The sequence below is a fragment of the Pantoea sp. X-Soil-ISGK-259 genome, assembly GCF_059730705.1.
The window spans coordinates 1,731,415-1,755,875 of the sequence record NZ_AP035986.1 but is presented as its reverse complement, the minus strand read 5'-3'; the positions used below and the strand labels follow the sequence as shown (position 1 = coordinate 1,755,875).

The following is a 24,461-nucleotide window of genomic DNA, read 5'->3' as shown; positions in this document are numbered from 1 at the left end:
AATTTTCTCGTCAGATAAAAAACAGACGCCGGATGGCGTCTGTGGAGTGTAACTTAGCTGAGGTTCTGAGCGGTATGGCGAATAGACCGAATCATCGCCTCCAGCCCCTGTGACCGGGTGGGCGTCAGGTGCTGCATCAGGGCCAGTTCGCCAAACCAGTGGCGCACATCCAGCGCCAGAATGTCGGCGGGCTGAAGGTTCTGATAAAGACTAAATACGATAGCAATCAGTCCTTTAACGATAGCGGCATCGCTGTCGCCTTCAAACGCAATCGAACCATCTTCCTGCGGGGTCATTCTGATCCACACCTGACTCTGACAACCCGAAATCACGTTTTCCGGCTGGTGTAAGGTTTCAGAAGATTCCGGAAGCTTTGAACCCAGTTCGATAATGTAGAGGTACTTCTCTTCCCAGTTGGCGCAACGATTAAAGTTGCGAACCAGTTTCTCTTTTTCAGGCAAAGTCGCCATCACTCACTCCGTTAAAACTGTTCAGCCGCCCAGCAGACGATGAATGCGCGTCAGACCGGCAGCCAGACGATCCACTTCCTCTTCACTGTTATAGAAGGTGAAGGAGGCACGGCACATCGCCGGAACATTGTAGTGCTGCATCAGCGGCATCGCACAGTGATGTCCGGTGCGAATCGCAATACCATATTGATCCAGGAAGCTGCCGACGTCGTAGGCGTGATGTTTACCCAGATTAAAGGCAATCACACCGGCACGTGACTGCGGGCCGTAAATCTGAATATCGGGTACGGTGCCCAGCTTATCGAGCGCGTAGTTCATCAGTGCAGTTTCACGCTGATGAATGGTGTCCAGCCCCAGCGCCTGTACATAGTCCAGTGCCGCACCAAAGCCGATGATACCGCCGGTATTCGGCGTACCCGCTTCAAAACGCCACGGCGCACTGTTCCAGGTGGTGCCGGTGGGCAGCATGACCTGACCAATCATCGAACCGCCGCCTTCCCACGGTGGCATCTCATCCAGCAGCGCTTTGCGGCCGTAAAGAATACCCACGCCGTTCGGGCCATAGAGTTTATGGCTGGAGAAGACATAGAAGTCGCAGCCGATATCCTGCATGTCGACCTTGTCATGCATCACCGCCTGTGCGCCATCCACCAGTGTGACGACGCCAGCGGCTTTGGCCTGGGCAACAATCGCTTTAACCGGGTTAACGGTGCCGAGTACGTTTGAAACGTGCGTGACGGCCAGTAACCGGGTGCGGCTGTCAATCAGACCCGCCAGATGCTCCAGCGCCAGCTCACCATTGTCATTTAATGGCAGCACGCGCACTTCTGCACCCGTACGCTGTGCCAGCATTTGCCAGGGAACGATATTGGCGTGATGCTCCATCTCGGTGATGATCAGGTTGTCGCCCGCCTGGAGGTTACTGCTACCCCAGGTGTTCGCCACCAGATTGATACCTTCGGTGGTGCCTTTGACAAAGACGATCTCTTCCTGCGACTGCGCATTGATGAAACGGGCAGCCTGTTCGCGCACATTCTCCATGTCGCTGGTTGCCTGCTGGCTCAGCGTATGAATGCCGCGATGCACGGCCGCATAGCCATGCTGGTAGAAATGACTCTCGGCGTTAATCACCGAGAGTGGACGCTGTGCGCTGGCTGCACTGTCAAGATAGGCCAGCGGATGACCGTTGACCTCACGCTTCAGGATAGGAAAATCAGCCCTGATGCGTTCGAGATCGAAGTTCATCATACGTCGCCTCCGGGAAAGCGTTCAGCAATACGCTGCAGCACGGCCTGACGCATCACACTGTTTTCCAGCGTTTCTGTCAGTTCTGCGGCAAATGCATGAATGATCATGGTCTGCGCCGCATCCTGTTCAATACCGCGCGAACGCAGGTAGAACATCTGCTCATCATCGATGCGACCAATGGTGGCACCGTGACTGCATTTCACGTCATCCGCATAAATTTCCAGCTGCGGTTTGGTATCGACTTCAGAGAGTTTGCCCAGCAACAGGTTATTGTTGGTCATCTGCCCGTCGGTCTTCAGCGCATGCTGAGCCACTTTGATGTGACCATTAAACACCGCACGGCCTTTATCACGCACGATGGTTTTATGCATCTGGCGGCTCATACAGTGGCCTTTATTGTGCTCCAGGTAGGTGCGGGTGTCCGCCACTTCCTGTTTCACCGGCAGCACCAGGCTGTTAATCGCCAGCGTGGTATTTTCGCCGTTCAGCTGCGTACTGGTGTTGTGACGCGACAGGCCGGCACCCAGCAGGAAGCTGGTGCTGCTGACCTGGCCATCGTTACCAATAACCAGATCGTTGTGCGCGAAGTGGTAGCTGGCACTGCTTTCAAAGGCCAGCTTAGTGTGGGTCAGCTTTGCATTGTCGCCGACCGCAAAGGTAAAGCGCGTGCCAGTGAAATGGGCGCGCTCATCCAGGGAAACGTAGTGCTCAATGACTTCCGCTTCTGCACTCTCTTCAAGCTGCAGATGATGACGATAGTGAACCGTATTCATGCCCGTCTGCTGGCCGCTGGTGATATGCAGCAGGTAGATCGGACGCGCAGCGGATTTACCGCGTGCCAGACGCAGGGTCGTCACCTCTTCCGCCAGACTTTCTGTCAGATGCAGGAAAATTTCCGGCTGAACCGCAGCGGGGAGCGGAGGACGCTCAGCGGCCATGCTGTGCTGAACCTCGAACAGTTCGACGTCGCGGCTGCTGAATTCAGGCTGAAACTGACCGTCAACATACACCAGACGGATCGCATCCAGCGGCAGTGCCAGCGCATCAACCTGTTCAGCGCTCAGGGTCTGAGGCGCATCGGGCAGCACAAACTGCTGAGACAGCAGCGTATCCAGCGGCGTGTACTTCCAGTTTTCATGCTTGCGGGTTGGCAGGCCAACGCGCATCAGTTGCTGCCAGTGCTGCTGAGCCTGCAGAGAACGCACGTCGCCGCGTGATTCAAACAGGTGATGCCACTGTTGCAGCGCAGAATCACTCTTCGTCGGTAAGCCAGCCATAACCTTGCTCCTCCAGCTGTTTCACCAGCGAGAAGTCGCCAGATTTCACGATTTTGCCCTGATACAGCACATGAACGAAGTCTGGCTTGATGTAGTCCAGAATACGCTGGTAGTGCGTCACGATGATAAAGGCGCGCTTCTCGTCGCGCAGGCTGTTCACGCCATTCGCAACAATTTTCAGGGCATCAATATCCAGACCGGAGTCGGTCTCATCCAGGATGCAGAGCTCAGGTTCCAGCGCTGCCATCTGCAGAATATCGTTACGCTTCTTCTCACCACCGGAGAAGCCGACGTTAACTGAACGGGTCAGCAAATCTTCCGGCATCTTCAGCAGCTGAATTTTCTCTTCAATGAAGTCCTGGAAATCGAAGCGATCCAGCTCTTCCTGCTGACGATATTTGCGCACCGCGTTCACCGAGGTTTGCAGGAAAAACTGGTTGCTGACGCCTGGAATTTCGACCGGATACTGGAAGGCCATAAAGATGCCTTCACCGGCACGCTCTTCAGGCGCCAGTTCCAGCAAATCTTTGCCTTTGAAGGTCACCGAACCGCCCGTGACTTCATAATCTTCGCGGCCTGCCAGCGTAGCCGACAGCGTACTTTTACCTGAGCCGTTCGGGCCCATGATGGCATGCACTTCGCCTGGTTTAATTTCGAGATTCAGGCCACGCAGAATGGCTTTATCTTCAACACTGACCTGCAAATCTTTAATGCTTAACATTCTTATTCCTTCACATTGCTTCCGGCAAGGCGTGTGACGGCATCAGCCCACACTGTGCTCAAGGCTGATGGCTAACAATTTCTGGGCTTCCACGGCAAATTCCAGTGGCAACTCCGAGAATACGTCTTTACAGAAGCCGTTCACGATCATCGAGATCGCATCTTCTTCACTGATACCGCGTTGCAGACAGTAGAACATCTGATCTTCGCCGATACGTGAGGTAGTAGCTTCATGCTCCAGCTGGGCGGTATTGTTGCGGGTTTCGACATACGGGAAAGTATGCGCACCGCAATCCGGACCGATCAGCATCGAGTCACACTGCGTAAAGTTACGGGCATTGGTGGCGGTTGGCATGATCTTCACCAGCCCGCGATAGGTGTTCTGACTTTTACCGGCCGAGATCCCCTTAGAGATAATGGTCGATTTGGTGTTTTTACCAATGTGGATCATCTTGGTGCCGGTGTCGGCCTGCTGACGACCGCTGGTCAATGCCACTGAATAGAATTCGCCTACCGAGTAGTCCCCGCGCAGAATGCAGCTCGGATACTTCCAGGTGATAGCAGAACCGGTTTCAGACTGCGTCCAGGACATTTTGCTGTGGTCACCTTCACACAGCGCACGCTTGGTCACGAAGTTAAGGATACCGCCCTCACCTTCGCCGCCAGGGAACCAGTTCTGAACGGTCGAATATTTCACTTCAGCATTTTTATGGATAATCACTTCCACCACGGCCGCGTGCAGCTGGTAAGTATCACGTACTGGCGCGGAACAGCCTTCAATGTAGCTGACGTAGCTGCCTTCATCGGCAATGAGGATGGTGCGCTCGAACTGACCGGTTTTCGCCGCGTTAATACGGAAATAGGTCGACAGCTCCATCGGGCAACGCACCCCTTTCGGGATGTAGACGAAGGTGCCGTCTGAAGCGACCGCTGAGTTCAGCGCAGCAAAGAAGTTATCATTCGCCGGAACCACCGTGCCGAGGTACTGCTTCACCAGCTCAGGATGTTCCTGAATGGCTTCGCCGAATGAACAGAAGATAATCCCCTGCTCCGCCAGCTTGCCACGATAGGTGGTCGCGACCGACACGGAGTCGAAAATGGCGTCAACCGCCACTTCACGGCCTTCACGTACCGGTACACCCAGCTGATTAAACGCATTTTCCACTTCCTGCGTCAGATAGTCGCTGGCTGGCGCGCTGCCTGAAGCCTGCATGGCACCCGGCTCGGAAGCACAGCTGTCATCGCAGTTGCCGCAGGAGGGCGCGGAGTAGTAGCTGTAATCCTGGTAGTCGAGTTTTTCGTAGTGGGCTTTCAGCCAGTGTGGCTCTTCCATTTCAAGCCAGGCACGAAAAGCCTTTAGACGAAACTCCAGCATCCACTCTGGCTCGTTACGCTTGGCCGAGATCGCCCTCACCACATCTTCATTGATGCCGTTGGCAAATTCTTCGGTCTGCAGTTGGGTAAAGAAGCCCTCTTTATAGTTGAGCTTGCCTTCCCAGATTTGTACATCGTCAGATGTTTCGCTGTGTCGTGACATATTTCACTTACTCGACGCCAAAGCTTTCACCGCACCCGCAGGCGTGCTGAGCTTTAGGGTTATTGAATTTAAAAATCTGATTCAGGCCTTCGCGAACGTAATCCAGCTCGGTGCCATCAACGAATGGCATCGCCTGAAGCGGCACAAACAGCGTTGCGCCGTGGAATGAGAACTGCAAATCGTCTTCGACAGGCTCTTTAACCAGATCCATGACGTAGCCAAACCCGGCGCAACCTGATTGTTTCACGCCAAGCCGCAGACCCTTGACTTCAGGATCCTGAGCCGCCAGATTGAGAATTTGTTGTGCTGCGGTTTCAGTCAGCGTCAACCCTTTCCAGACAAAATCGTCGGGTGAGAAAGAGTCTGTATTAACGGATGCCATGTTGATACCTCTTGAGTCCGGACCTTTTCAGGCTATCCCCCTATGGTAGTGATCTGTACAATCACTTCAACCTCTTGTTTTGCAGGGATAATCATCTAGTGCTGTTTTATCTGCTTATTTATTAAGCATAGCTGCTCCCGCTCACCCTGCGGTAAGAGAATCAGCGTCAATAAGCGGGTGATAACCTATTAATAAATCACTCTTTTTAAAAAAACCATTTTTGATCAAAGTGCTTATTGATAGGTTACGCCTTTCTTTGATGTAAACAGATTGTTATTTCCGATTATACCGACAGGCAGGATAAATCGATAAATTTTTCTGCCCACCCGTTGCAATCACGGCCGGGATGAATATGATAATTATTATCATTAACATTCAGGGCGACGCGATGACCCTTTCTGTCTCAGCCTGGCTGCAGCATAAAATCGACGAATACCAGTTTTCGATGCGGGATATCACCGTCGACTTTTATATGGCACAGGCAAAACTTGACCGGGCCGACTGCACGATCCATCAGCTACGTCAGTTCAATGATGCCTGTCAGGATATGGCAGAAATCTGCCAGATGAACGGTGACGATCAGAGTTACCTGCACGCCATGGGTAAACTGCATCACCGACTGCTGCAGGAGATGGGAAACAACGATCGCGATCGCCTGTTTCGCCTTCAGGCTTATCAACTGGCGCGATTGTCCCTGACCCGACTCTGCCATCAACTGGCCATGGTCGGAGAATGGAACAAAGCCACCGTGCTGCAAAGTGACTTTATGCGTCACGCAGGCTGGATATTCTAATCCAGCCACGGCGTGACGTCGCGCACAATTTTTTTACATTATCTCTAACAATGCCTGAAGCGGATGGCGCATGCCATTGCCTTCTACACGCTTGACCTGACTACGGCATGAATAACCCGTGGCCAGGCAGCGCTGACGAGGCAGTCGCTGAAGCTGTGGATGCCAGGAGAGTGCATAGATTCCCAGCGAATTTTCGAGGTTTTTACTTTCGTGGCCGTAGGTGCCCGCCATGCCGCAGCAGCCGACATTGATGTTTTCCAGCTTTGCACCAAACCGGGCAAAGATACCCTGCCACTCATTCGGTGTGGAAGGCTGCGCGGTCACCTCAGTGCAGTGCGCGAAGAGATACCAGGATTCCCCGCCTGTTGCCTGCACGTCACGTTCTGCCAGCGCACGCGCTAACCACTCATGTACCAGCAATACGCTGAAGTCGCCGCGCGACTCACCCAGCGTCTGACGATACTCATCGCGATAGCAGAGCACGGTAGCGGGATCCACACCCACCATAGGCAGTTCCAGTTTTGCTACCCGATTAAGAAAATCGGCGGTGCGAGCTGCCGTGCGTGCAAAACGCTGCAGGAAACCTTTCACATGCTGCGCTTTGCCGTTAGGCGAGAATGGCAGCAGTACCGGACGGTAGCCCAGCTTCTCAATCAGCCTGACAAAATCATTTACTAACTGGGCTTCATAAAAGCTGGTAAACGGATCCTGCACCACCAGCACACAGTTTGCGCGATCGGCAGCTGGCAACGCTTCCAGCTGTTCCAGCGTCATGTTCATGGCGGGATGACCGCTGAGCTGCTGTTTCAGATTTGGCGCCGAGAGCAGAGGCAGATCGACCATGCCGATATGCGTTTTACTTAACTCTTTCACCCAGGGCTGACGCAGGAAGAAATTGAACACCTTCGGCGCTTTCGCCATCAGGGGTGCATAGCTTTCAACCGCCGCCACCAGATGATCGCTGACCGGCCGCAGATAGCGGGTGTGGTAAAGCTGGAGGAAGCGCGAACGGAACGCGGGTACGTCAATTTTGATCGGACACTGGGTCGAGCAGGCCTTACAGGCCAGACAGCCCGACATCGCCTCCTTTACCTCGTGAGAGAAGTCATACTCCCCTTTGCTGGCGTGCCAGCTGTTGCGTGTGCGGGTAATCAAGCCGCGCAGCGACAGCGTGTTTTCCGGCAGCTGCTTTTCCAGTACAAGGGGATCGACACCCTGTTCAGCCAGCAGCCGCAGCCATTCCCGCGTCAGCGTCGCCCGTCCCTTAGGAGAGTGAATGCGGTTGCGGGTAATCTTCATGGAAGGACACATCGGGCTGCGGGCATCAAAGTTAAAACACAACCCGTTGCCGTTACACTCCATCGCCCCACGCCATTCATCCCGCACCGTGACCGGAATCTGCCGATCAAAGGTGCCGCGCTTCACTGCATCCACCTGCATCATCTCGTCGTTGCGGTTAAAGGGCGTGCAGATTTTACCTGGGTTAAGACGGTTTAACGGGTCAAAGGCGGCTTTGATGCGGCGCAGTTCGTTAAACAATGTTTCGCCAAAGAATGCCGGACTATACTGGGCGCGGAAACCTTTGCCATGTTCGCCCCACAGCAGGCCGCCGTAGCGCGCAGTCAGCGCCACCACATCGTCGGAGATCTGCTTCATCATCATCTCCTGCTGCGGATCGCACATATCCAGCGCCGGACGCACGTGCAGGACGCCTGCATCGACGTGACCAAACATGCCGTAACTCAAACCGTGGCTATCCAGCAGGGCGCGAAATTCGACAATATAGTCCGCCAGTTTTTCCGGCGGAACGGCAGTATCTTCCACAAACGGAATCGGCTTAGCGCGGCCTTTGGCATTCCCCAGCAGACCCACCGCTTTTTTACGCATGTTATAAATGCGCTCAATGCCATCCAGATCGTTACAGAACTGATAGCCAATGACGCCTCCCTGCTGCTGCGCCATCAGCGCGTCAAGGCGGGCGCAAAGTTGTTCAATCTGCTGATCGATCAGCGCTGCGTTGTCACCGGCAAATTCAACAATATTGAGACCCAGCATCGCTTTGTCGGGTACGTCAGTAATTAATTCACTCACCGAGTGCCAGACGATATCTTCACGAGCCAGATTCAGTACTTTAGAGTCAACAGTCTCGACTGAGAGCGCCTGCGCTTCCACCATCAATGGCGCGTTGCGCAGGGCCGAGTCAAAAGAGTCATATTTAATGTTCACCAGCCGCCGCACTTTTGGCAGCGGGGTGATATCGAGTCGCGCTTCGGTGATAAAGGCCAGCGTTCCTTCAGCGCCGCACAACAGGCGTGTCAGGTCAAAGGTCTGCATATCGTCACTGAAAACGTGGCGCAGATCATAGCCGGTCAGGAACCGATTCAGCTTTGGAAACTTTTCCAGAATCAGCGCACGATGCTCGCGGCAACGCGTCAGCACCTGCTGATAGATCCGCCCTTCCGGGGTGGCCGTCTGTGCCAGTGTTTCTGCCAGCGCCGTCGCCATGGGCCGCGTATCAAGCATATCGCCGCCCAGCAACACAGCCCGCAAGCCCAGAACGTGATCCGACGTTTTGCCGTAAACCAGCGAGCCCTGACCAGACGCATCGGTATTGATCATTCCGCCCAGTGTCGCACGGTTACTGGTCGATAATTCTGGCGAGAAGAAAAAGCCAAATGGTTTCAGCCAGGCATTCAGCTGATCTTTAATCACCCCGGCTTCAACCCGCACCCAGCCCTCATCCGTATTAATCTCCAGGATGCGGTTCATGTAGCGCGACATATCCACCACGATCCCATGATTCAGCGACTGCCCGTTGGTGCCAGTGCCGCCGCCACGTGGGGTAAAAACCAGACTGGCAAAGCGCGCTTCGCCGGCCACGCGGGCGAGCAGTGCAACATCGGCGGTTGAACGTGGAAAGAGCGCCGCGTCGGGCAGCAACTGATAGATGCTGTTATCGGTAGAGAGTGAAAGACGATCGGCATAGCTGGTTGCCATGTCACCGGTAAAACCCTGCTCTTTCAGTGACTCAAGGAACGTCAGCACCAGTTGAACGAGGCCCGGCGCCTGCGAAATCTGTGGGATCATGATTGTCTGACCGAAGGTGTTGTAAACGTTTGCGTTTATACGTTAGCGATTTCTCGTTTTATCATATTTTTCCTGCGTCTGCCCTTTTTTCAGAAAAGGCAAAAACCTTTCACCACGACGCTGTTTAATCCCTGGCAAATAGATCATGATAAAAACAGGCATCCGAATGCCCGAAAATGAAGGATTAAGACGAGGTTATGAGTCAATGATGAAAAGCCAGTACCGGGATATGGATTTACCGCAAATACTCTTCACCCTGATGTTCATTCTGCTGCTGATCGTCGCCTGTTTATGGGTGGTGCAACCGTTTATTCTGGGCTTTGCCTGGGCCAGCATGGTAGTGATTGCCACCTGGCCATTGATGCTGAAATTCCAGCGACTGTTATGGGGACGCCGTTCACTCGCGGTGATCGTCATGACACTGCTGCTGCTCTTGCTGTTTATTATTCCTATTGCCCTGCTGGTCAGCAGCCTGATCGATAACAGTGCGCCTGTGATTGCCTGGGTGACCCAGGGCCACACTATGCCGAAACTGACGTGGCTCAGGGAAATCCCGATGGTGGGTAAAAAGCTGTATGTCAGTTATGACACGCTGGTGGCGAGTGGCGGTGCCGGCGTGATGGCGAAAATACAGCCTTACATCGGCCGCACCACAGGCTTTTTTGTGGCTCAGGCCGGTCATTTCGGGCGCTTTATGATCCATCTGGGCGTGATGTTACTGTTCAGCGTGCTGCTTTACTGGCGTGGCGAACAGGCTGCCCAGGGCATCCGTCACTTCGCGTTTCGTATGGCGGGACGACGCGGTGATGCTGCGGTGCTGCTGGCGGCACAGTCCATTCGTGCCGTAGCGCTGGGTGTGGTGGTGACGGCGCTGGTGCAGGGTGTGCTGGGCGGCATCGGTCTGGCGATTTCCGGTATTCCTTATGCCACGCTGTTAACGGTACTGATGATCCTCTGCTGCCTGGTACAGCTCGGTCCACTGCTGGTGCTGGTTCCTGCCATCATCTATCTCTACTGGAGCGGCGATACCACCTGGGGCACCGTGCTGCTGGTCTGGAGCTGTGTGGTCGGCACGATGGATAACGTTCTGCGCCCGATGTTAATCCGTATGGGTGCAGACCTGCCGATGATTCTGATCCTCTCAGGCGTGATTGGTGGCCTGTTCGCGTTCGGCATGATTGGTCTGTTTATCGGCCCGGTGGTTCTGGCGGTTTCCTACCGTCTGGTTTCGGTCTGGGTACATGAAGCGCCCGCCCCGGATAAAGACCCGATGGCCTCGGCTGATGCACTGGCCGATCACGAGGGTACCCCACCAGCTGTATAATGCGGTGCAATGGCACTTTGCGCCAATCCCCCTGATGTACATTGATTAGTGCGGTTAATGATGATTAACCGCACCTCTCTTCATCATTCAGATAAATTCTGTTTTTCATTAACGATTTTTAATAAAAAAGCCATCTTTGACCTAAAAACGACCATTCAGGGCTAAAAAAGATTACTTTCTGCACTGTTTCTTAAGCCAAATGACCAGGTAAAGATGACAAAAGATTATCGGCTTTAAACTAATAAGAGGATTCTTAAAGACGACAGCCAGCCGTATGAATAACATGTTTCCTATGTTCGAAATCAACCTGATGATTTTCAGACAAACTTATTCCCCTGAGTAGAGTAAAGAATTGCTGTGTGTAGTCTTTGCCCATCCCCTGTGATGGGCTTTTTTTTGCCTGAAATAAGCCAGCTATAAATAGAAAAGGCCCGCAATGCGGGCCTTTATGCTTGCTACAGCGGGGATCAGGCGGTTTTATTTAACTGCGCCAGACTCACCCAGGTTTCCACTACGGTATCCGGGTTCAGCGACAGGCTGTCGATGCCCTCTTCCATCAGCCATGCGGCAAAATCCTGATGGTCGGACGGTCCCTGCCCACAAATTCCGACATATTTACCCTGTTTTTTGGCCGCTTTGATCGCCATGGAAAGCAGCGCTTTCACGGCTTCATTACGCTCGTCAAACAGTGCAGAGACAACGCCGGAGTCGCGGTCCAGCCCCAGCGTCAGCTGGGTCATGTCGTTAGATCCAATTGAGAAGCCATCAAAGTGCTGCAGGAACTGATCCGCCAGTAGCGCATTGGACGGAATCTCGCACATCATAATGATTTTCAGTCCGTTTTCGCCGCGCTTCAGTCCCTGACGTGCCAGCTCTTCCACCACCGCCTGCGCCTGATCCACGGTACGGACAAACGGAACCATGATCTCAACGTTCGTAAGGCCCATCTCATTGCGAACACGCTTCACCGCTTCACACTCAAGCGCGAAACAGTCGCGGAAGCTGTCCGCTACATAGCGACCTGCACCACGAAACCCCAGCATCGGGTTTTCTTCTTCAGGCTCGTAGCGCTCACCGCCCACGAGATTGGCATATTCGTTCGTTTTGAAGTCGGAAAGTCGGACAATTACACGTTTCGGTGCAAATGCCGCGCCAAGTGTGGCAATTCCTTCAGTCAGGCGGCCAATGTAAAACTCGACCGGATTATCAAATCCTTTCATCATTTTACGGATCTGCTGCTGCAGTTCCGGTGTCTGTTGATCGAATTCCAGTAGCGCTTTAGGGTGGACGCCAATCATACGGTTAATGATAAATTCCAGACGCGCCAGACCGACACCTTCGTTAGGCAGACAGGCGAAATCAAAGGCACGATCGGGGTTGCCCACATTCATCATAATTTTCAGCGGCAGTTCAGGCAGCGAATCGACCTGAGAACTGGTGACATCAAAATCAAGCAGCTGATCGTAGACGTAGCCGGTGTCGCCCTCAGCACAGGAAACCGTGACCTGATGACCCTCCTTCAAACGATCGGTTGCATCGCCACAGCCAACGACAGCAGGGATACCCAGTTCACGCGCGATGATTGCCGCATGACAGGTTCGTCCGCCACGGTTAGTGACAATCGCTGACGCCTTTTTCATGATCGGTTCCCAGTCCGGATCGGTCATATCCGTCACCAGCACATCACCTTTTTCAATGCGGTGCATTTCGCTGATATCGTGGATGACCTTCACCACGCCTGCGCCAATACGATGACCGATAGCACGGCCTTCCACCACCACGCTGCCCTGACCCTGCAGCGTATAACGTTCCATGACCTGACCATTTGAGCGCACAGTTTCAGGACGCGCCTGAACGATGAACAACTTACCGGTGTGCCCATCTTTGGCCCACTCAATATCCATCGGACGCTGATAATGCTGTTCAATTAAGACAGCCTGTTTAGCCAGGGCCTGCACTTCCTCATCACTTAAGCAAAAACGATCGCGTTCGGCTTCAGGCACATCTTCGATCTGAACCTGCTCGCCATGCGCCTGAGAATCGGCATAGACCATGCGAACCTTTTTCGACCCCATATTGCGGCGCACGATAGCGGGACGATCCGCTGCCAGCGTGGGCTTGTGGACGTAGAATTCGTCCGGGTTAACGGCACCCTGCACCACCATTTCACCCAGTCCCAGCGCAGCAGTAATAAAGACCACCTGATCAAAGCCAGACTCCGTATCAATGGTGAACATCACACCTGAAGAGGCCAGGTCAGAGCGCACCATGCGCTGAATACCCGCAGAGAGCGCCACGCCACGGTGATCATAGCCCTGGTGCACGCGGTAAGAGATAGCGCGGTCATTAAACAGCGAAGCAAAGACATGCTTCACCGCCACCATCACGGCGTCGATACCCTGCACATTCAGGAAGGTTTCCTGCTGACCAGCAAAGGAGGCATCGGGCATATCTTCCGCGGTGGCCGAGGAGCGGACAGCAAACGACGCGGCCTCATCATCGGCAGAAAGTTGCTGATAGGCATCCAGAATGGCGGACTCCAGTTCCGGCAGAAAAGGGGTCTCCACCACCCACTGACGAATCTGCTTACCCGCTGATGCCAGCGCATTCACATCATCAATATCGGTCTCGTCCAGCAGCGCGTAAATTCGCTGATTGAGCCCGCTTTGATCAAGAAACAGGTTAAAGGCATAGGATGTCGTCGCGAATCCATTGGGTACAGAAACACCCAGCGAAGAGAGATTAGTAATCATTTCACCCAGAGAGGCATTCTTACCGCCTACCCGATCAACATCATGCATACCAAGCTGGTTATACCAGAGCACGAGTGGCGGTTCGCCATTAATGGACATTGCGCTTATCCTTTATCAATTAACAATGAATGGACACAGGGAGTTATCTCTTTTCAGCCTGGCATATCACCCCCTCAATAACGATGTGTTGAATCGTTAAAGCAGAATTTCAGCAACAGTTTCAGAATTGTGAGCGAAATTTTTTGCTGTTGCGCAATGACGCTATTTTTCGCTAAATGATTGATGCAGCAGGAAATGACAGATTTTCAGCCATTTAATCCCTCTGTTTTGTTGCGCAACAGTTGCGTGACTATTTGCAGCGTAATAAGGGTTTAAAGCATCCCGGTGAAGCGAAACCGCGGTTAGTTTTTAATTATCCTGATGAAACAGCAGACAAAAAATCCGGACAGGCATTACAGAAACTAAAATCAGAGATGAATTATTTAAGCGCATGGCTCATGCTAACGGCTCACTCTTGTCTGAGGCTGATTACGTTATGACAACTGACAGAAGCGTTTTTTATATCTCCGATGGTACGGCCATTACGGCTGAAGTACTGGGTCATGCGGTGCTGTCACAATTTCCGGTTAATATCACCAGTCTGACGCTGCCCTTCGTAGAAAATGTCCAGCGTGCGCTGGCGGTTAAAGCCCAGATTAACGCCCTTTATCAGCAGAGCGGTGTGCGGCCACTGGTGTTTTTCTCGATCGTCACCCCGGAAGTGCGCGACATCATCGTGCAGAGCGACGGCTTTTGTCAGGATATCGTGCAGGCGCTGGTGGCACCGCTGCAGCAGGAGCTGGGTTTGTCCCCCGCACCGGTTGCTCACCGTACTCACGGACTGGATGCCAGTAATCTGGGTAAATATGATGCGCGTATTGCGGCGATCGATTACGCACTGGCGCATGATGACGGTATCTCGCTGCGCGGACTCGAGGATGCGCAGGTTATTCTGTTGGGTGTCTCGCGCTGTGGTAAAACTCCCACCAGCCTCTATCTGGCGATGCAATTTGGTGTGCGCGCCGCCAACTACCCGTTCATCGCAGATGACATGGATAACCTCAAACTGCCGCCCGCGCTGCGCGCGCATCAGAATAAACTGTTCGGGCTGACTATCGATCCGGAACGCCTGGCGGCGATACGTCAGGAGCGGGCGGAAAATACCCGTTACGCCTCAATGCGTCAGTGCCGACTGGAAGTGGGCGAAGTAGAAGCGCTGTTTCGCACCCATCAGATCCGCTATCTCAACAGCACCAACTACTCGGTGGAAGAGATTGCCACCAAAATTCTCGACATCATGGGTCTGACGCGCCGCATGTACTGAGAGTGTTATCGATGCTGAGTTGTAAAGCGATGCTGCCGTCGCTTTTGATTTCATTATCAAATCCCGGGTTGAATTCGCAGGCTAATGGTTTATTGTGACCACCATCACTTCCCGGTATTTCACCGCTGCGAAGAACCGTTTTCGAGAAACTCATGAACAAAACCGACGAACTGCGTACCGCACGCATTGGTAGTCTGATTACCCCCGCCAGCCTGGCGGCTGACCATCCCGTTTCCCCGGCCATTGCCGACAATGTCACGGCTGCCCGTAAACGTATAGCCCGTATTCTGACCGGTGAAGATCCCCGCCTGCTGGTGGTGATTGGCCCCTGCTCACTGCACGACCCGAAAGCAGCCCTGGAGTATGCAGAGCGTCTGAACGCATTGCGCAGCCGCTATGACGATCGGCTGGAGATTGTGATGCGCGCCTACTTCGAGAAGCCGCGCACCGTGGTGGGCTGGAAAGGCTTAATCTCTGATCCGAACCTGGATGGCAGCTACGATGTAAACCGGGGCATTGGTATCGCCCGCAAACTGCTGATTGATATCAACGCGCTGGGATTGCCTACCGCCACAGAGTTTCTGGATATGGTGATCGGCCAGTTTATTGCCGACCTGATCAGCTGGGGAGCGATTGGCGCACGCACCACCGAAAGCCAGATCCACCGAGAAATGGCGTCGGCCCTCTCCTGCCCGGTCGGCTTTAAAAACGGCACCGACGGTAACGTTCAGATTGCCGTGGATGCGATTCGCGCCGCACGCGCCAGCCATATGTTCCTGTCGCCGGACAAGCTGGGGCAGATGACGATCTATCAGACCAGCGGCAACCCGCATGGACATGTGATCCTGCGTGGTGGCAAGCAGCCTAACTATCATGCCAGTGATGTCGCTGCAGCGGCGGAGAGTCTGTCTGCCTTTAATCTGCCAGAGCAGTTGGTAATCGACTTCAGTCACGGCAACTGCCTGAAGCAGCATCGTCGTCAGATGGATGTGGCGGCAGAGGTAGCGGAGCAGATTAAAGCAGGATCGCGGGCTGTTGCCGGTGTGATGATTGAGAGCTTCCTGGAAGAGGGTAATCAGAAAGTGGTGAGCGGCGAACCGCTGGTTTACGGCAAGTCGATTACCGATCCCTGCCTCGGCTGGCAGGAGAGCGAAAAAGTGCTCGCCCTGCTGGCCGAGGCGGTTTCTCATCGCCTCTGATTTTCAGTTAGCTGGAGCAGCTCACCTCTAACGTTTTGCCCCAGTCTGGCGGCCGCTGACGATATTCAGCGGCCGTCTCATCGCTAAAGGGCTGCTGTAACGCCTGATGCAGGCGTGCCAGCGCATCCTGCTCGCCCCGCTCCGCCTCTTCAATCGCCTGCTGTGCCAGATAGTTGCGCAGAATCACCGCCGGATTAGCGGCCTTCATCACTGCCTGACGTTCCGTATCACTGACCTGCTCGTCCATCAGACGGCTGCGATAGCGCTGATACCAGCCATCAAACGCCTCACGATCGATAAACTCATCGCGCAACGGTGAGCGGCTTTCAGCCTGTTGAGTCTCACTTAGCAGCAGGAACGTCAGCGTGTAATCGCTGTGCTCCTGGGTCATCAGGGCCAGCAGATCGGTCAGAATCTCATTATCGTTGCTCTGCTGTGTCAACAGACCGAGCTTCGCCCGCATCCGCTCGCCCCAGACCCGCATAAGTTCAGGTTCATAGGCGCTCAGTGCCGTCCGCAACTGCTCCGTGGTCAGCAGACCCGAAAGCGCGTGCGCCAGCCGGTTAAGATTCCACAGGCCAATCATCGGCTGATTTTCAAAGCTGTAGCGACCCTGATAGTCGCTGTGATTGCAGATGAAGTCAGGCTGATAATCATCCAGAAAACCAAAGGGGCCATAGTCGATGGTCAGGCCAAGAATCGACATGTTGTCGGTGTTCATCACCCCATGCGCAAAACCCACGCTCTGCCACAGGGCAATCAGCCGCGCGGTACGTAACACAATGTCGGTAAACCATTGCTGATAGCGGTCCGCTTCCGCTTCCAGATGCGGCCAGTGATGACGAATCGCGTAGTCGGCCAGTTGCTGCACTTTCTCCTGCTGCTGACTATAAAAGAAATGCTCGAAATGCCCGAACCGCAGATGGCTCGGTGAGATACGCATCAGCATTGCGCCACGTTCGGTGGTTTCGCGGTAGACCGGCTCATCGCCTATCGACAGGGTCAATGCTCGCGTGGTGGGAATGCCAAGATGGTGCAGCGCCTCTGAGGCGAGGAACTCTCGCACGCTGGAACGGATTACAGCGCGACCATCCCCCATCCTTGAGTAAGGCGTCAGGCCTGCGCCCTTGAGATGCCAGTCAAGTTTACTGCCATCATCAAGGCGCTGTTCACCCAGCAGAATGCCGCGCCCGTCACCAAGCTGGCCCGCCCAGACGCCAAACTGATGGCCACTGTAGACCTGCGCCAGCGGCTGCATGCCGGATAACAGGGCTGCGCCGTGCCAGACGTCATGACCGTTACCGGCAAAGAGTTCGCTATCCAGACCCATTGAGGTTGCAAGTGGTGCGTTGTGATACAGCAGGCGTCCGCCTGTCAGCGGTGTGGGGTTTAGCGCGGTGTAACACCCTGTCAGTTCCCGAAACCAGGTGTTGTCAAAAATGGCCTTACCAGAAGACATTATTTCTCCCATGCGCTGCTCAGCGGTACGTAGATGAGTCCTCTAGTGTAACGCTGATAGCGGGGATTAAAAGAGGGTATCAACCAGGATGCTGAGAAGATGGCATACGATCATCGGCGCAGAGCAGTGAACGCAGTGCATCCGATTTTACTACCGGGAAGAGCGCACCCTGGAAGTCGACACCGTTCAGCTGGCTGACTTTATCGAACAACACTTCATCGTCAATGCCACAAATAATGAGTCGGTCACAATGGGCGCGAAAATTATCGATAATGCTCTGAATAAACGGCACGAATGACGCGCGTTTTGCCAGCGAATGAATAAACTCTTTATCCAGACAGATACAACTGAATAAATTATCGTAGACTGCATTAGAGGGTGTCTTACCCGCGCCGAAATGTGAAAGTGCTAAATTAAATTCAGCGTGCAGGTCAGCCAGTAAGGGATTATTTGTGCCCAGTTTCAGTTGCGGAAACGTTTCAGTGATATTCAACAGAATGAACGGCAGCTGCTTTATTTTCCGCATAACTAATTCACTGGCCAGCAGTGTCCGGGCCATCCCTTCATCAATACGGATAAATGCTGACACAGAATGCGCTTCAAATAACGCGCGATTCTGCTCCAGCAATCCAATCTGACTTTGCAGAAGGCGCAGCTGCTGCGACTCATCAAGCTGCGGCAGCAACAGATCCTGCGGCAGAGTGATGGGAGCACTTTCATGCACCAACTGCGTTACCAGCTCGACAGCGGTCAACCGTCCGTGAACATCACAGACAGGATAGAACCAGATTTCCGACTGATAGTCGGCCGAGAGATGAATTTTCATTTTGATGCCAGAATAAGCGGCGATGGAGATATCGTATAGTAATGGTTGGGTACAGGCAATAGTGCCAAATCATTGAAGAGACGGACTTCTTTGCCCTTCCACCGCCGTTTGACAACAGGCAGTCACGCTTAAGCCAAATAATAGCGATAAAATACCGCTTATTAGTGGAATTAAAAAAGCATTTATTCTGGTTATTAAAACCCACAGTCAATAACTGTCATTTAAAATAAAGCTTTTACTCTCTGTTTCGGCTCTATTTAAAATTGGACTTAAGTCAGATTTGGCGAACGGCGTTTAAATACGGCGCGCCTGCCAGAACACTTTCCGCCAGTAGACATTGTCGAGCGAAGAGCGGACTACGCCCTGGCTGGTTGACGCGTGGATGAAGGCATTATCGGTGTCATAAATACCCACATGCAGGCCATTTTCGCCACGTCCGGTTTTGAAAAAGACCAGATCGCCTGGCAACAGTTCATCTTTACTGATTCGGGTGCCAATATCGCTTTGGGCTGAGGTGGTGCGCGGCAGCTGTAGCGAAAATTTGTCGCGGAAGGTCAGATAGACAAAGCCAGAGCAGTCAACGCCGTTACGACTCATGCCGCCATAGCGATAAGGCGTGCCACGCCAGTGACCGAGCTGATCGTTCAGTTCCGCTATCACAGTGATCGAATCGGAAAGACGGCCATTAATCGGCGGAGCGTGATGACTGCATCCCGACAGCAGCAGAACTAAAATCAGCAAACCCAGGCGCATCGCCAAATGTCCTTATCAGAAGTTACAACCGGCTTAATGTAGCGGTAAAGCCCGCCATGTAGCAAGTGTCAGGGCAGGACGGTCAGTAGCGTGCGTCCTTCGAGTTGAATCTGCCGGAAAGTTATCTGGTAAAGGGGAGTCAGGCGCTGCGGCGTCAGGACCTTTGCCGGTTCGCCCTGCGCAACCACCTGTCCCCTGTTCATCAGCCAGACCCGATCGGCGTGTTGCAGGCTGTGGTTGAGATCGTGACTACTGGCGATAACGCTGATACCTGCCGCGCACAGCGCCGCAATCAGATCGTCTGCCGCTTTCTGCTGGCCGATATCCAGCGCCGTCATTGGCTCATCGAGAATTAACAATCGCCCGTGGGGATTGATGAGAGGATCAATCTGCGCGCAGACTGCCGCCAGCCTGACGCGCTGCCATTCACCGCCGGAGAGTCTGGTCAGGGAACGGGTTAATTTATCCTGCAGCTGCAGCTGTTGCAGCAGCGTACTGAGCCGGACATCGGACTGCGACCCCGCCTGCTTCAGATGCAGACGTAAATAGTGCCAGACCGGCATCTGGCTCAGCGGCGCCTGCTGCTGGGGCAGCCAGCCCCGAACCCTGGAGAGCGCCGCGCCGCGCCAGTCACTCAGCGGCTTTTCATCCAGCAGCACCCTCCCTGAGGCGGGTTGCAGACCCGCAATCACACTCAGTAAGGTGCTTTTACCTGCGCCATTCGGGCCTGCCACATGCAGCAGCTGACCGGCGGCAAGTTCACCGTTCATTGGCAGCAGCCGCCCGGGAACAGCAGCCTGATGCAGGCGTAACAGCATCTATTTTGCCAGCGCCTGCTTAATGGTTTCCAGAATGATTGGATCTTCCGGCGTCATATCAGGTGCAAAACGCTGGATCACGCTGCCGTCACGGCCAATCAGGAATTTTTCGAAATTCCACAGAATGTCGCCCTGCGCTTTCGGCGCGCGGCCTTTACTCTCCATACGCTCGTAAAAGCCGCTGCCTTCCGGACGCACCGCGTCAGGACGGGCCGCGATCATCTGCGCATAGAGTGGATGACGACCTTCGCCGTTGACCTCGGTTTTGGCAAACATCGGGAACGTGACGCCATAGGTCGTGCTGCAGAAGGTTTTGATCTCCTCACTGCTGCCCGGCTCCTGCTCCAGAAACTGATTGCAGGGGAAACCGAGTACGCTGAAGCCCTGATCCTGCCAGGCTTTCTGCAGGTTTTCCAGCTCTTCATATTGCGGCGTCAGACCACATTTAGAGGCCACATTGACCACCAGCAGAACCTTGCCCTGCCACTGTGACAGCGTGGTTTTTTCCCCATCGAGCGTAACCAGTTCAGTCTCATAAATGTTCATGCTATTTCCTTTGTGGATGCTGTTGTGGATCCAGAATAACCAGCCGAAGCTAGCGCGAAGATTTCACCAGTAAAATAATAAACAGCGGCGCGCCCAGTGTCGCGGTCACGACACCTATCGGCAATTCCGCCGAGGTCAGCGCCAGACGTGCCACGATATCGGCGGCCAGAAGCACCGCCGCGCCCGCCAGCGCCGAGGCCGGCAGCAGATAACGGTGATCGCTGATACCGCTCAGGCGCAGGAGATGCGGGATGACCAGCCCGACAAAACCAATGGCACCGGCCATCGCGACGCTGATACCCACCAGCCATCCCATCGCCAGCACCAGCAGGTTACGCCAGTAAAAGAGGGACAGTCCGAGCTGACGGGCGGATGTCTCGCCCAGCGCCAGCAGATTGAGGATTGGCCCGGTCGCTCCCAGGGCCAGCATCACCGGCAGCAGCGCCAGCATCATCCAGCCATAGCGCCAGTCAATCCCGCTGAATCCCCCCATCATCCAGTACATCAACTGACGCAGATCGAGACTGGTGCTGAAGTAGACCGCCCAGGTCATGATGGCGCTGCAAATAATCCCCAGCGCCACACCGGTCAGCAACAGCCGGGTGACCGAAAGCTGACGATGCGCAAAATGCAGCAGAATCAGCGTAATAATCAACGCACCGGCCATCGCCGCCAACCCGAGGCTCCACAGCGAGCCGCTGCCCAGCAGCACGCCGAGCACCAGGCCAATACCGGCGCCGTTCGAGACGCCAAGGAGGCCAGGCTCTGCCAGCGGATTGGTAAACAGCGCCTGCATCACCACACCGCATATCGCCAGAGACGCCCCCACCAGCACCACCGCCAGGCTGCGGGGCAACCGCAACTGCCAGACAAAGAGTCTGCCGCTCTCGGTGAACCACGCTGCGGGCGCGATCCAGCTGTCTCCGGCACAGAGGCTGAGACAGAGCAGTGCACAGAGCGTAAGAGCCAGCGCAATCAGCCATTTCTGGCCGCGCTGGTCGGACTGGCGCGCGAACGTGTCGAGCAGAGACATAAGCAGGATTAGCTGAGAAAACAGTGATTTGATTGTAGAGAGATTGCAGAAAAAAGAAAGGCTGATGAGGCGGTTTGCGCAGGCCTGACGTGGCGATTAACGGCGCGGGGAGCGGTGATGTTGTGTGCCGGAACCATGAAAAAAGGCCGCTTTCGCGGCCTTTTTGAAACGCTGAAATTCAGTCAGTCTCTTTGGGTGTAGCGTTCTCTACGCGGCTTTTCAGCTTCTGTCCTGGGCGGAACGTTACTACGCGACGCGCAGTAATCGGAATATCTTCACCCGTTTTCGGGTTTCTGCCAGGACGCTGGTTTTTGTCACGCAGGTCGAAATTACCAAACCCAGACAGTTTAACCTGTTCTCCATTTTCCAAAGCGCGGCGAACCTCTTCGAAAAACAGCTCCACTAACTCTTTGGCATCGCGTTTGCTTAACCCGAGTTTCTCAAACAGGTACTCTGACATCTCAGCTTTTGTAAGCGCCATAGGTTCAATCCCTCAAGGTTGCCTGGAATCGCTCTTTTAATGCCGCAACGCATTTGCCAACGGTCGCGGCAATCTCCTCTTCTTCGAGTGTCCGGCTGGTATCCTGCAAAATCAGGCTGATTGCGAGGCTCTTGTAGCCCTCAGAAACGCCCTTACCGCGGTACACGTCAAACAAGTTTACGCCAACTACCTGATTTACGCCAACTTTCTTACACTCTGCGATGATATCTGCTGCAGGGACGTTTTCAGCCACCACAACAGCAATATCACGACGGTTCGCCGGGAAGCGAGAAATCTCGCGCGCGTCAGGCAGGACGCGGTCTGCGACCTTATTCCAAAGCAGTTCAAAGACTAAGGTGCGGCCATTAAGATCAAGCTTACGTTCCAGCTCAGGATGAACCACGCCGATAAAACCGATATGTTCATCATGCAAATAAATCGCCGCGCTCTGTCCTGGATGCAACGCCGGATTCACTTCAGCACGGAAGCTGATGTTATCCAGTTTGCCGGTTAAATCGAGCAGCGACTCTAAATCGCCTTTCAAATCATAGAAGTCAACGGTCTGACGCGCCAGATCCCAGTGCTCTTCAACGCGGTTGCCACTGATCACGCCAGCCAGCATAAGATCCTGACGGATACCTAAATCCGCCTGGCTATCGGGCACAAAACGTAAGCCGCTCTCGAACAGGCGTACGCGGCTCTGCTGACGGTTCTGGTTGTAAACCACTGCACTGAGCAGGCCAGTCCAGAGTGACAGACGCATCGTCGACATGTCGCTGGAGATCGGGCTTGGCAGTAGCAGCGCCTCTTCACCCGGATGAAGCAGCTGCTGGATTTTTGGATCAACGAAGCTGTAGGTAATCGCTTCCTGATAACCTTTATCCACCAGCATGTTTTTAGCGCGCTTCAGCGACAGGTTCGCTTCGCGGTGCTGGGTCATTACCAGCCCGGCCTGTACTGGCACATCCGGAATGTTGTTATAGCCGTAAATACGCGCCACTTCTTCGACCAGGTCTTCTTCGATCGCCATATCGAAACGCCAGCTCGGGGCCACAGCCTGCCACTGCCCTTCACCCACAGTGACTTCACAGCCCAGGCGGGTCAGGATGTCAGTGACCTGATCATCCGCAATGACGTGGCCAATCAGACGGTCCAGTTTTTCACGGCGCAGGGTGATCGTCGCCGGTACAGGGAGTGCTGTCTGATGGGTCTGATCGATGACTGGGCCCGCTTCACCGCCGCAGATTGACAGCAGCAGCTCGGTCGCACGCTCCAGCGCGGTGTGTTGCAGCGCCGGGTCAACGCCACGCTCGTAGCGATGTGACGCGTCGGTATGCAGACCGTGACGACGTGCGCGACCGGTGATAGAAAGCGGGTCAAAGTATGCGCACTCGAACAGGATGTTTTGCGTTTCGCCGTTCACACCTGAATGTTCGCCACCAAAAATACCGGCCATGGCCAGCGCTTTCTGGTGATCGGCGATCACTAAGGTATCACTTTGCAGACTGGCTTCAGTGCCATCCAGCAGTGTCAGCTTTTCGCCCTCTTTCGCCATGCGCACCACGATACCGCCGTCAATGCGGTCGAGGTCGAAGGCGTGCATCGGCTGACCCAGTTCCAGCAGAACGTAGTTAGTGATGTCTACAACCGGATCGATTGAGCGAATGCCGCAGCGACGCAGCTTCTCTTTCATCCACAGTGGCGTCGCCGCCGCAACGTCAATCCCTTTCACTACGCGGCCCAGATAGCGCGGACAGGCTTCTGTTGCGTCAACCTGGATCGGGAATGTCTCGTTGAGCGTAGCCGTGACCGGCTGCATCTGCGGCTTGTTCAGCGGTAAACCGTTCAGCACAGCGACATCACGGGCGATACCGATCAGACCCAGGCAGTCGGCGCGGTTAGGCGTGACGCTGATTTCAATGGTGTTGTCATCCAGCTGCAGGTATGTGCGGATGTCGGTGCCAATGGGCGCATCGGCAGGCAGTTCGATAATGCCGTTGTGGTCGTCGGAAATGCCCAGCTCGGAGAACGAGCAGAGCATACCTTCAGACGGCTCGCCACGCAGTTTGGCCGCTTTGATTTTGAAATCACCTGGCAGCACGGCACCCACGGTCGCGACGGCGACTTTCAGTCCCTGACGGCAGTTCGGCGCGCCACAGACGATATCCAGCAGACGCTCGCCGCCCACATTGATTTTGGTCACACGCAGCTTGTCGGCATTGGGGTGCTGACCGCACTCCACCACTTCACCGACCACGACGCCATGAAACGCACCCGCAACCGGCTCAACGCCGTCTACTTCCAGGCCAGCCATGGTGATTTGTTCAGACAGCGCAGCGCTGTCCAGGGCTGGATTTACCCATTCGCGTAACCAGAGTTCACTGAATTTCAT

General features: G+C 54.4%; 20 protein-coding genes and 1 other RNA gene. 5 read left to right on the top strand and 16 right to left on the bottom strand.

The genetic code is table 11. The annotated features are described in order from the left end of the window. Nucleotides 1-53: 53 nt before the first annotated feature. Genes sufE through sufA form a run of 6 tightly spaced genes read right to left on the bottom strand, consistent with a single transcriptional unit; the run spans nucleotide 54 to nucleotide 5,634 of the window. Nucleotides 54-470 (bottom strand): cysteine desulfuration protein SufE, encoded by a 417-nt coding sequence (sufE, locus tag AC6I77_RS08150; protein WP_003853221.1) that lies wholly within the window; start codon nucleotides 468-470, stop codon nucleotides 54-56. Nucleotides 471-491: 21 nt separating this feature from the next. Further along, entirely contained in the window at nucleotides 492-1,715 is a 1,224-nt protein-coding gene (gene sufS, locus AC6I77_RS08145) for a cysteine desulfurase SufS (RefSeq protein WP_039660498.1), read from the bottom strand. Beyond that, entirely contained in the window at nucleotides 1,715-2,995 is a 1,281-nt protein-coding gene (gene sufD, locus AC6I77_RS08140) for a Fe-S cluster assembly protein SufD (protein ID WP_105099227.1), read from the bottom strand. The genes sufS and sufD overlap by 1 nt, the downstream gene beginning before the upstream one ends. Then, nucleotides 2,970-3,716, bottom strand: coding sequence for a Fe-S cluster assembly ATPase SufC (gene sufC, locus AC6I77_RS08135; protein WP_003853225.1), 747 nt, complete (start codon nucleotides 3,714-3,716; stop codon nucleotides 2,970-2,972). The genes sufD and sufC overlap by 26 nt, the downstream gene beginning before the upstream one ends. A gap of 42 nt (nucleotides 3,717-3,758) precedes the next feature. Then, nucleotides 3,759-5,252 (bottom strand): Fe-S cluster assembly protein SufB, encoded by a 1,494-nt coding sequence (gene sufB, locus AC6I77_RS08130; protein ID WP_485523066.1) that lies wholly within the window; start codon nucleotides 5,250-5,252, stop codon nucleotides 3,759-3,761. Between the two features lie 7 nt (nucleotides 5,253-5,259). Continuing rightward, entirely contained in the window at nucleotides 5,260-5,634 is a 375-nt protein-coding gene (gene sufA / locus AC6I77_RS08125; protein WP_003853229.1) for a Fe-S cluster assembly scaffold SufA, read from the bottom strand. 388 nt (nucleotides 5,635-6,022) lie between these two features. Between sufA and AC6I77_RS08120 the strand changes: the two genes are divergently transcribed. Beyond that, nucleotides 6,023-6,427, top strand: a complete 405-nt coding sequence (locus tag AC6I77_RS08120) for a hypothetical protein (protein WP_033743294.1) — start codon at nucleotides 6,023-6,025, stop codon at nucleotides 6,425-6,427. 33 nt (nucleotides 6,428-6,460) lie between these two features. Here AC6I77_RS08120 and ydiJ read toward each other — a convergent pair whose 3' ends face one another. Beyond that, entirely contained in the window at nucleotides 6,461-9,514 is a 3,054-nt protein-coding gene (gene ydiJ, locus AC6I77_RS08115; RefSeq protein ID WP_154926192.1) for a D-2-hydroxyglutarate dehydrogenase YdiJ, read from the bottom strand. A 205-nt stretch (nucleotides 9,515-9,719) separates the two neighbouring features. On the opposite strand from ydiJ, the gene ydiK reads away from it, so the two are divergent. Together ydiK and rprA are read left to right on the top strand one after the other, a co-directional pair. Continuing rightward, nucleotides 9,720-10,838 carry an AI-2E family transporter YdiK gene (ydiK, locus tag AC6I77_RS08110; protein WP_003853236.1) on the top strand — a complete coding sequence of 373 codons (1,119 nt, stop codon included), beginning with the start codon at nucleotides 9,720-9,722 and terminating at the stop codon, nucleotides 10,836-10,838. Between the two features lie 292 nt (nucleotides 10,839-11,130). Beyond that, nucleotides 11,131-11,238, top strand: an RNA gene (gene rprA / locus AC6I77_RS08105) — antisense sRNA RprA. A gap of 67 nt (nucleotides 11,239-11,305) precedes the next feature. Here rprA and ppsA read toward each other — a convergent pair. Then, nucleotides 11,306-13,690 (bottom strand): phosphoenolpyruvate synthase, encoded by a 2,385-nt coding sequence (gene ppsA, locus AC6I77_RS08100; RefSeq protein ID WP_497816812.1) that lies wholly within the window; start codon nucleotides 13,688-13,690, stop codon nucleotides 11,306-11,308. Between the two features lie 436 nt (nucleotides 13,691-14,126). Between ppsA and ppsR the strand changes: the two genes are divergently transcribed. Both ppsR and AC6I77_RS08090 read left to right on the top strand, forming a co-directional pair. Further along, nucleotides 14,127-14,954: a posphoenolpyruvate synthetase regulatory kinase/phosphorylase PpsR gene (ppsR, locus tag AC6I77_RS08095; protein ID WP_003853242.1), complete on the top strand. Its 828-nt coding sequence runs from the start codon at nucleotides 14,127-14,129 to the stop codon at nucleotides 14,952-14,954. A gap of 152 nt (nucleotides 14,955-15,106) precedes the next feature. Further along, nucleotides 15,107-16,153 carry a 3-deoxy-7-phosphoheptulonate synthase gene (locus AC6I77_RS08090; RefSeq protein ID WP_039660358.1) on the top strand — a complete coding sequence of 349 codons (1,047 nt, stop codon included), beginning with the start codon at nucleotides 15,107-15,109 and terminating at the stop codon, nucleotides 16,151-16,153. Nucleotides 16,154-16,160: 7 nt separating this feature from the next. On the opposite strand, the gene AC6I77_RS08085 is transcribed toward AC6I77_RS08090, so the two are convergent. The 8 genes from AC6I77_RS08085 to pheT form a co-directional block, all read right to left on the bottom strand. After that, nucleotides 16,161-17,612: a protein adenylyltransferase SelO gene (locus tag AC6I77_RS08085; RefSeq protein WP_497816811.1), complete on the bottom strand. Its 1,452-nt coding sequence runs from the start codon at nucleotides 17,610-17,612 to the stop codon at nucleotides 16,161-16,163. A gap of 79 nt (nucleotides 17,613-17,691) precedes the next feature. Beyond that, a complete protein-coding gene (locus tag AC6I77_RS08080; RefSeq protein ID WP_497816810.1) occupies nucleotides 17,692-18,438 on the bottom strand; it encodes an EAL domain-containing protein in 747 nt (248 codons plus the stop codon). A 294-nt stretch (nucleotides 18,439-18,732) separates the two neighbouring features. Continuing rightward, nucleotides 18,733-19,191: a C40 family peptidase gene (locus tag AC6I77_RS08075; protein WP_105099232.1), complete on the bottom strand. Its 459-nt coding sequence runs from the start codon at nucleotides 19,189-19,191 to the stop codon at nucleotides 18,733-18,735. A 68-nt stretch (nucleotides 19,192-19,259) separates the two neighbouring features. Continuing rightward, nucleotides 19,260-20,009, bottom strand: coding sequence for a vitamin B12 ABC transporter ATP-binding protein BtuD (gene btuD, locus AC6I77_RS08070; protein WP_105099233.1), 750 nt, complete (start codon nucleotides 20,007-20,009; stop codon nucleotides 19,260-19,262). Next, entirely contained in the window at nucleotides 20,010-20,555 is a 546-nt protein-coding gene (locus AC6I77_RS08065; RefSeq protein WP_008926185.1) for a glutathione peroxidase, read from the bottom strand. Nucleotides 20,556-20,604: 49 nt separating this feature from the next. Next, nucleotides 20,605-21,588, bottom strand: a complete 984-nt coding sequence (gene btuC, locus AC6I77_RS08060; RefSeq protein ID WP_039660368.1) for a vitamin B12 ABC transporter permease BtuC — start codon at nucleotides 21,586-21,588, stop codon at nucleotides 20,605-20,607. 178 nt (nucleotides 21,589-21,766) lie between these two features. Then, nucleotides 21,767-22,069, bottom strand: coding sequence for an integration host factor subunit alpha (gene ihfA, locus AC6I77_RS08055; protein WP_003853259.1), 303 nt, complete (start codon nucleotides 22,067-22,069; stop codon nucleotides 21,767-21,769). Nucleotides 22,070-22,073: 4 nt separating this feature from the next. Then, a complete protein-coding gene (gene pheT / locus AC6I77_RS08050; RefSeq protein ID WP_497816809.1) occupies nucleotides 22,074-24,461 on the bottom strand; it encodes a phenylalanine--tRNA ligase subunit beta in 2,388 nt (795 codons plus the stop codon).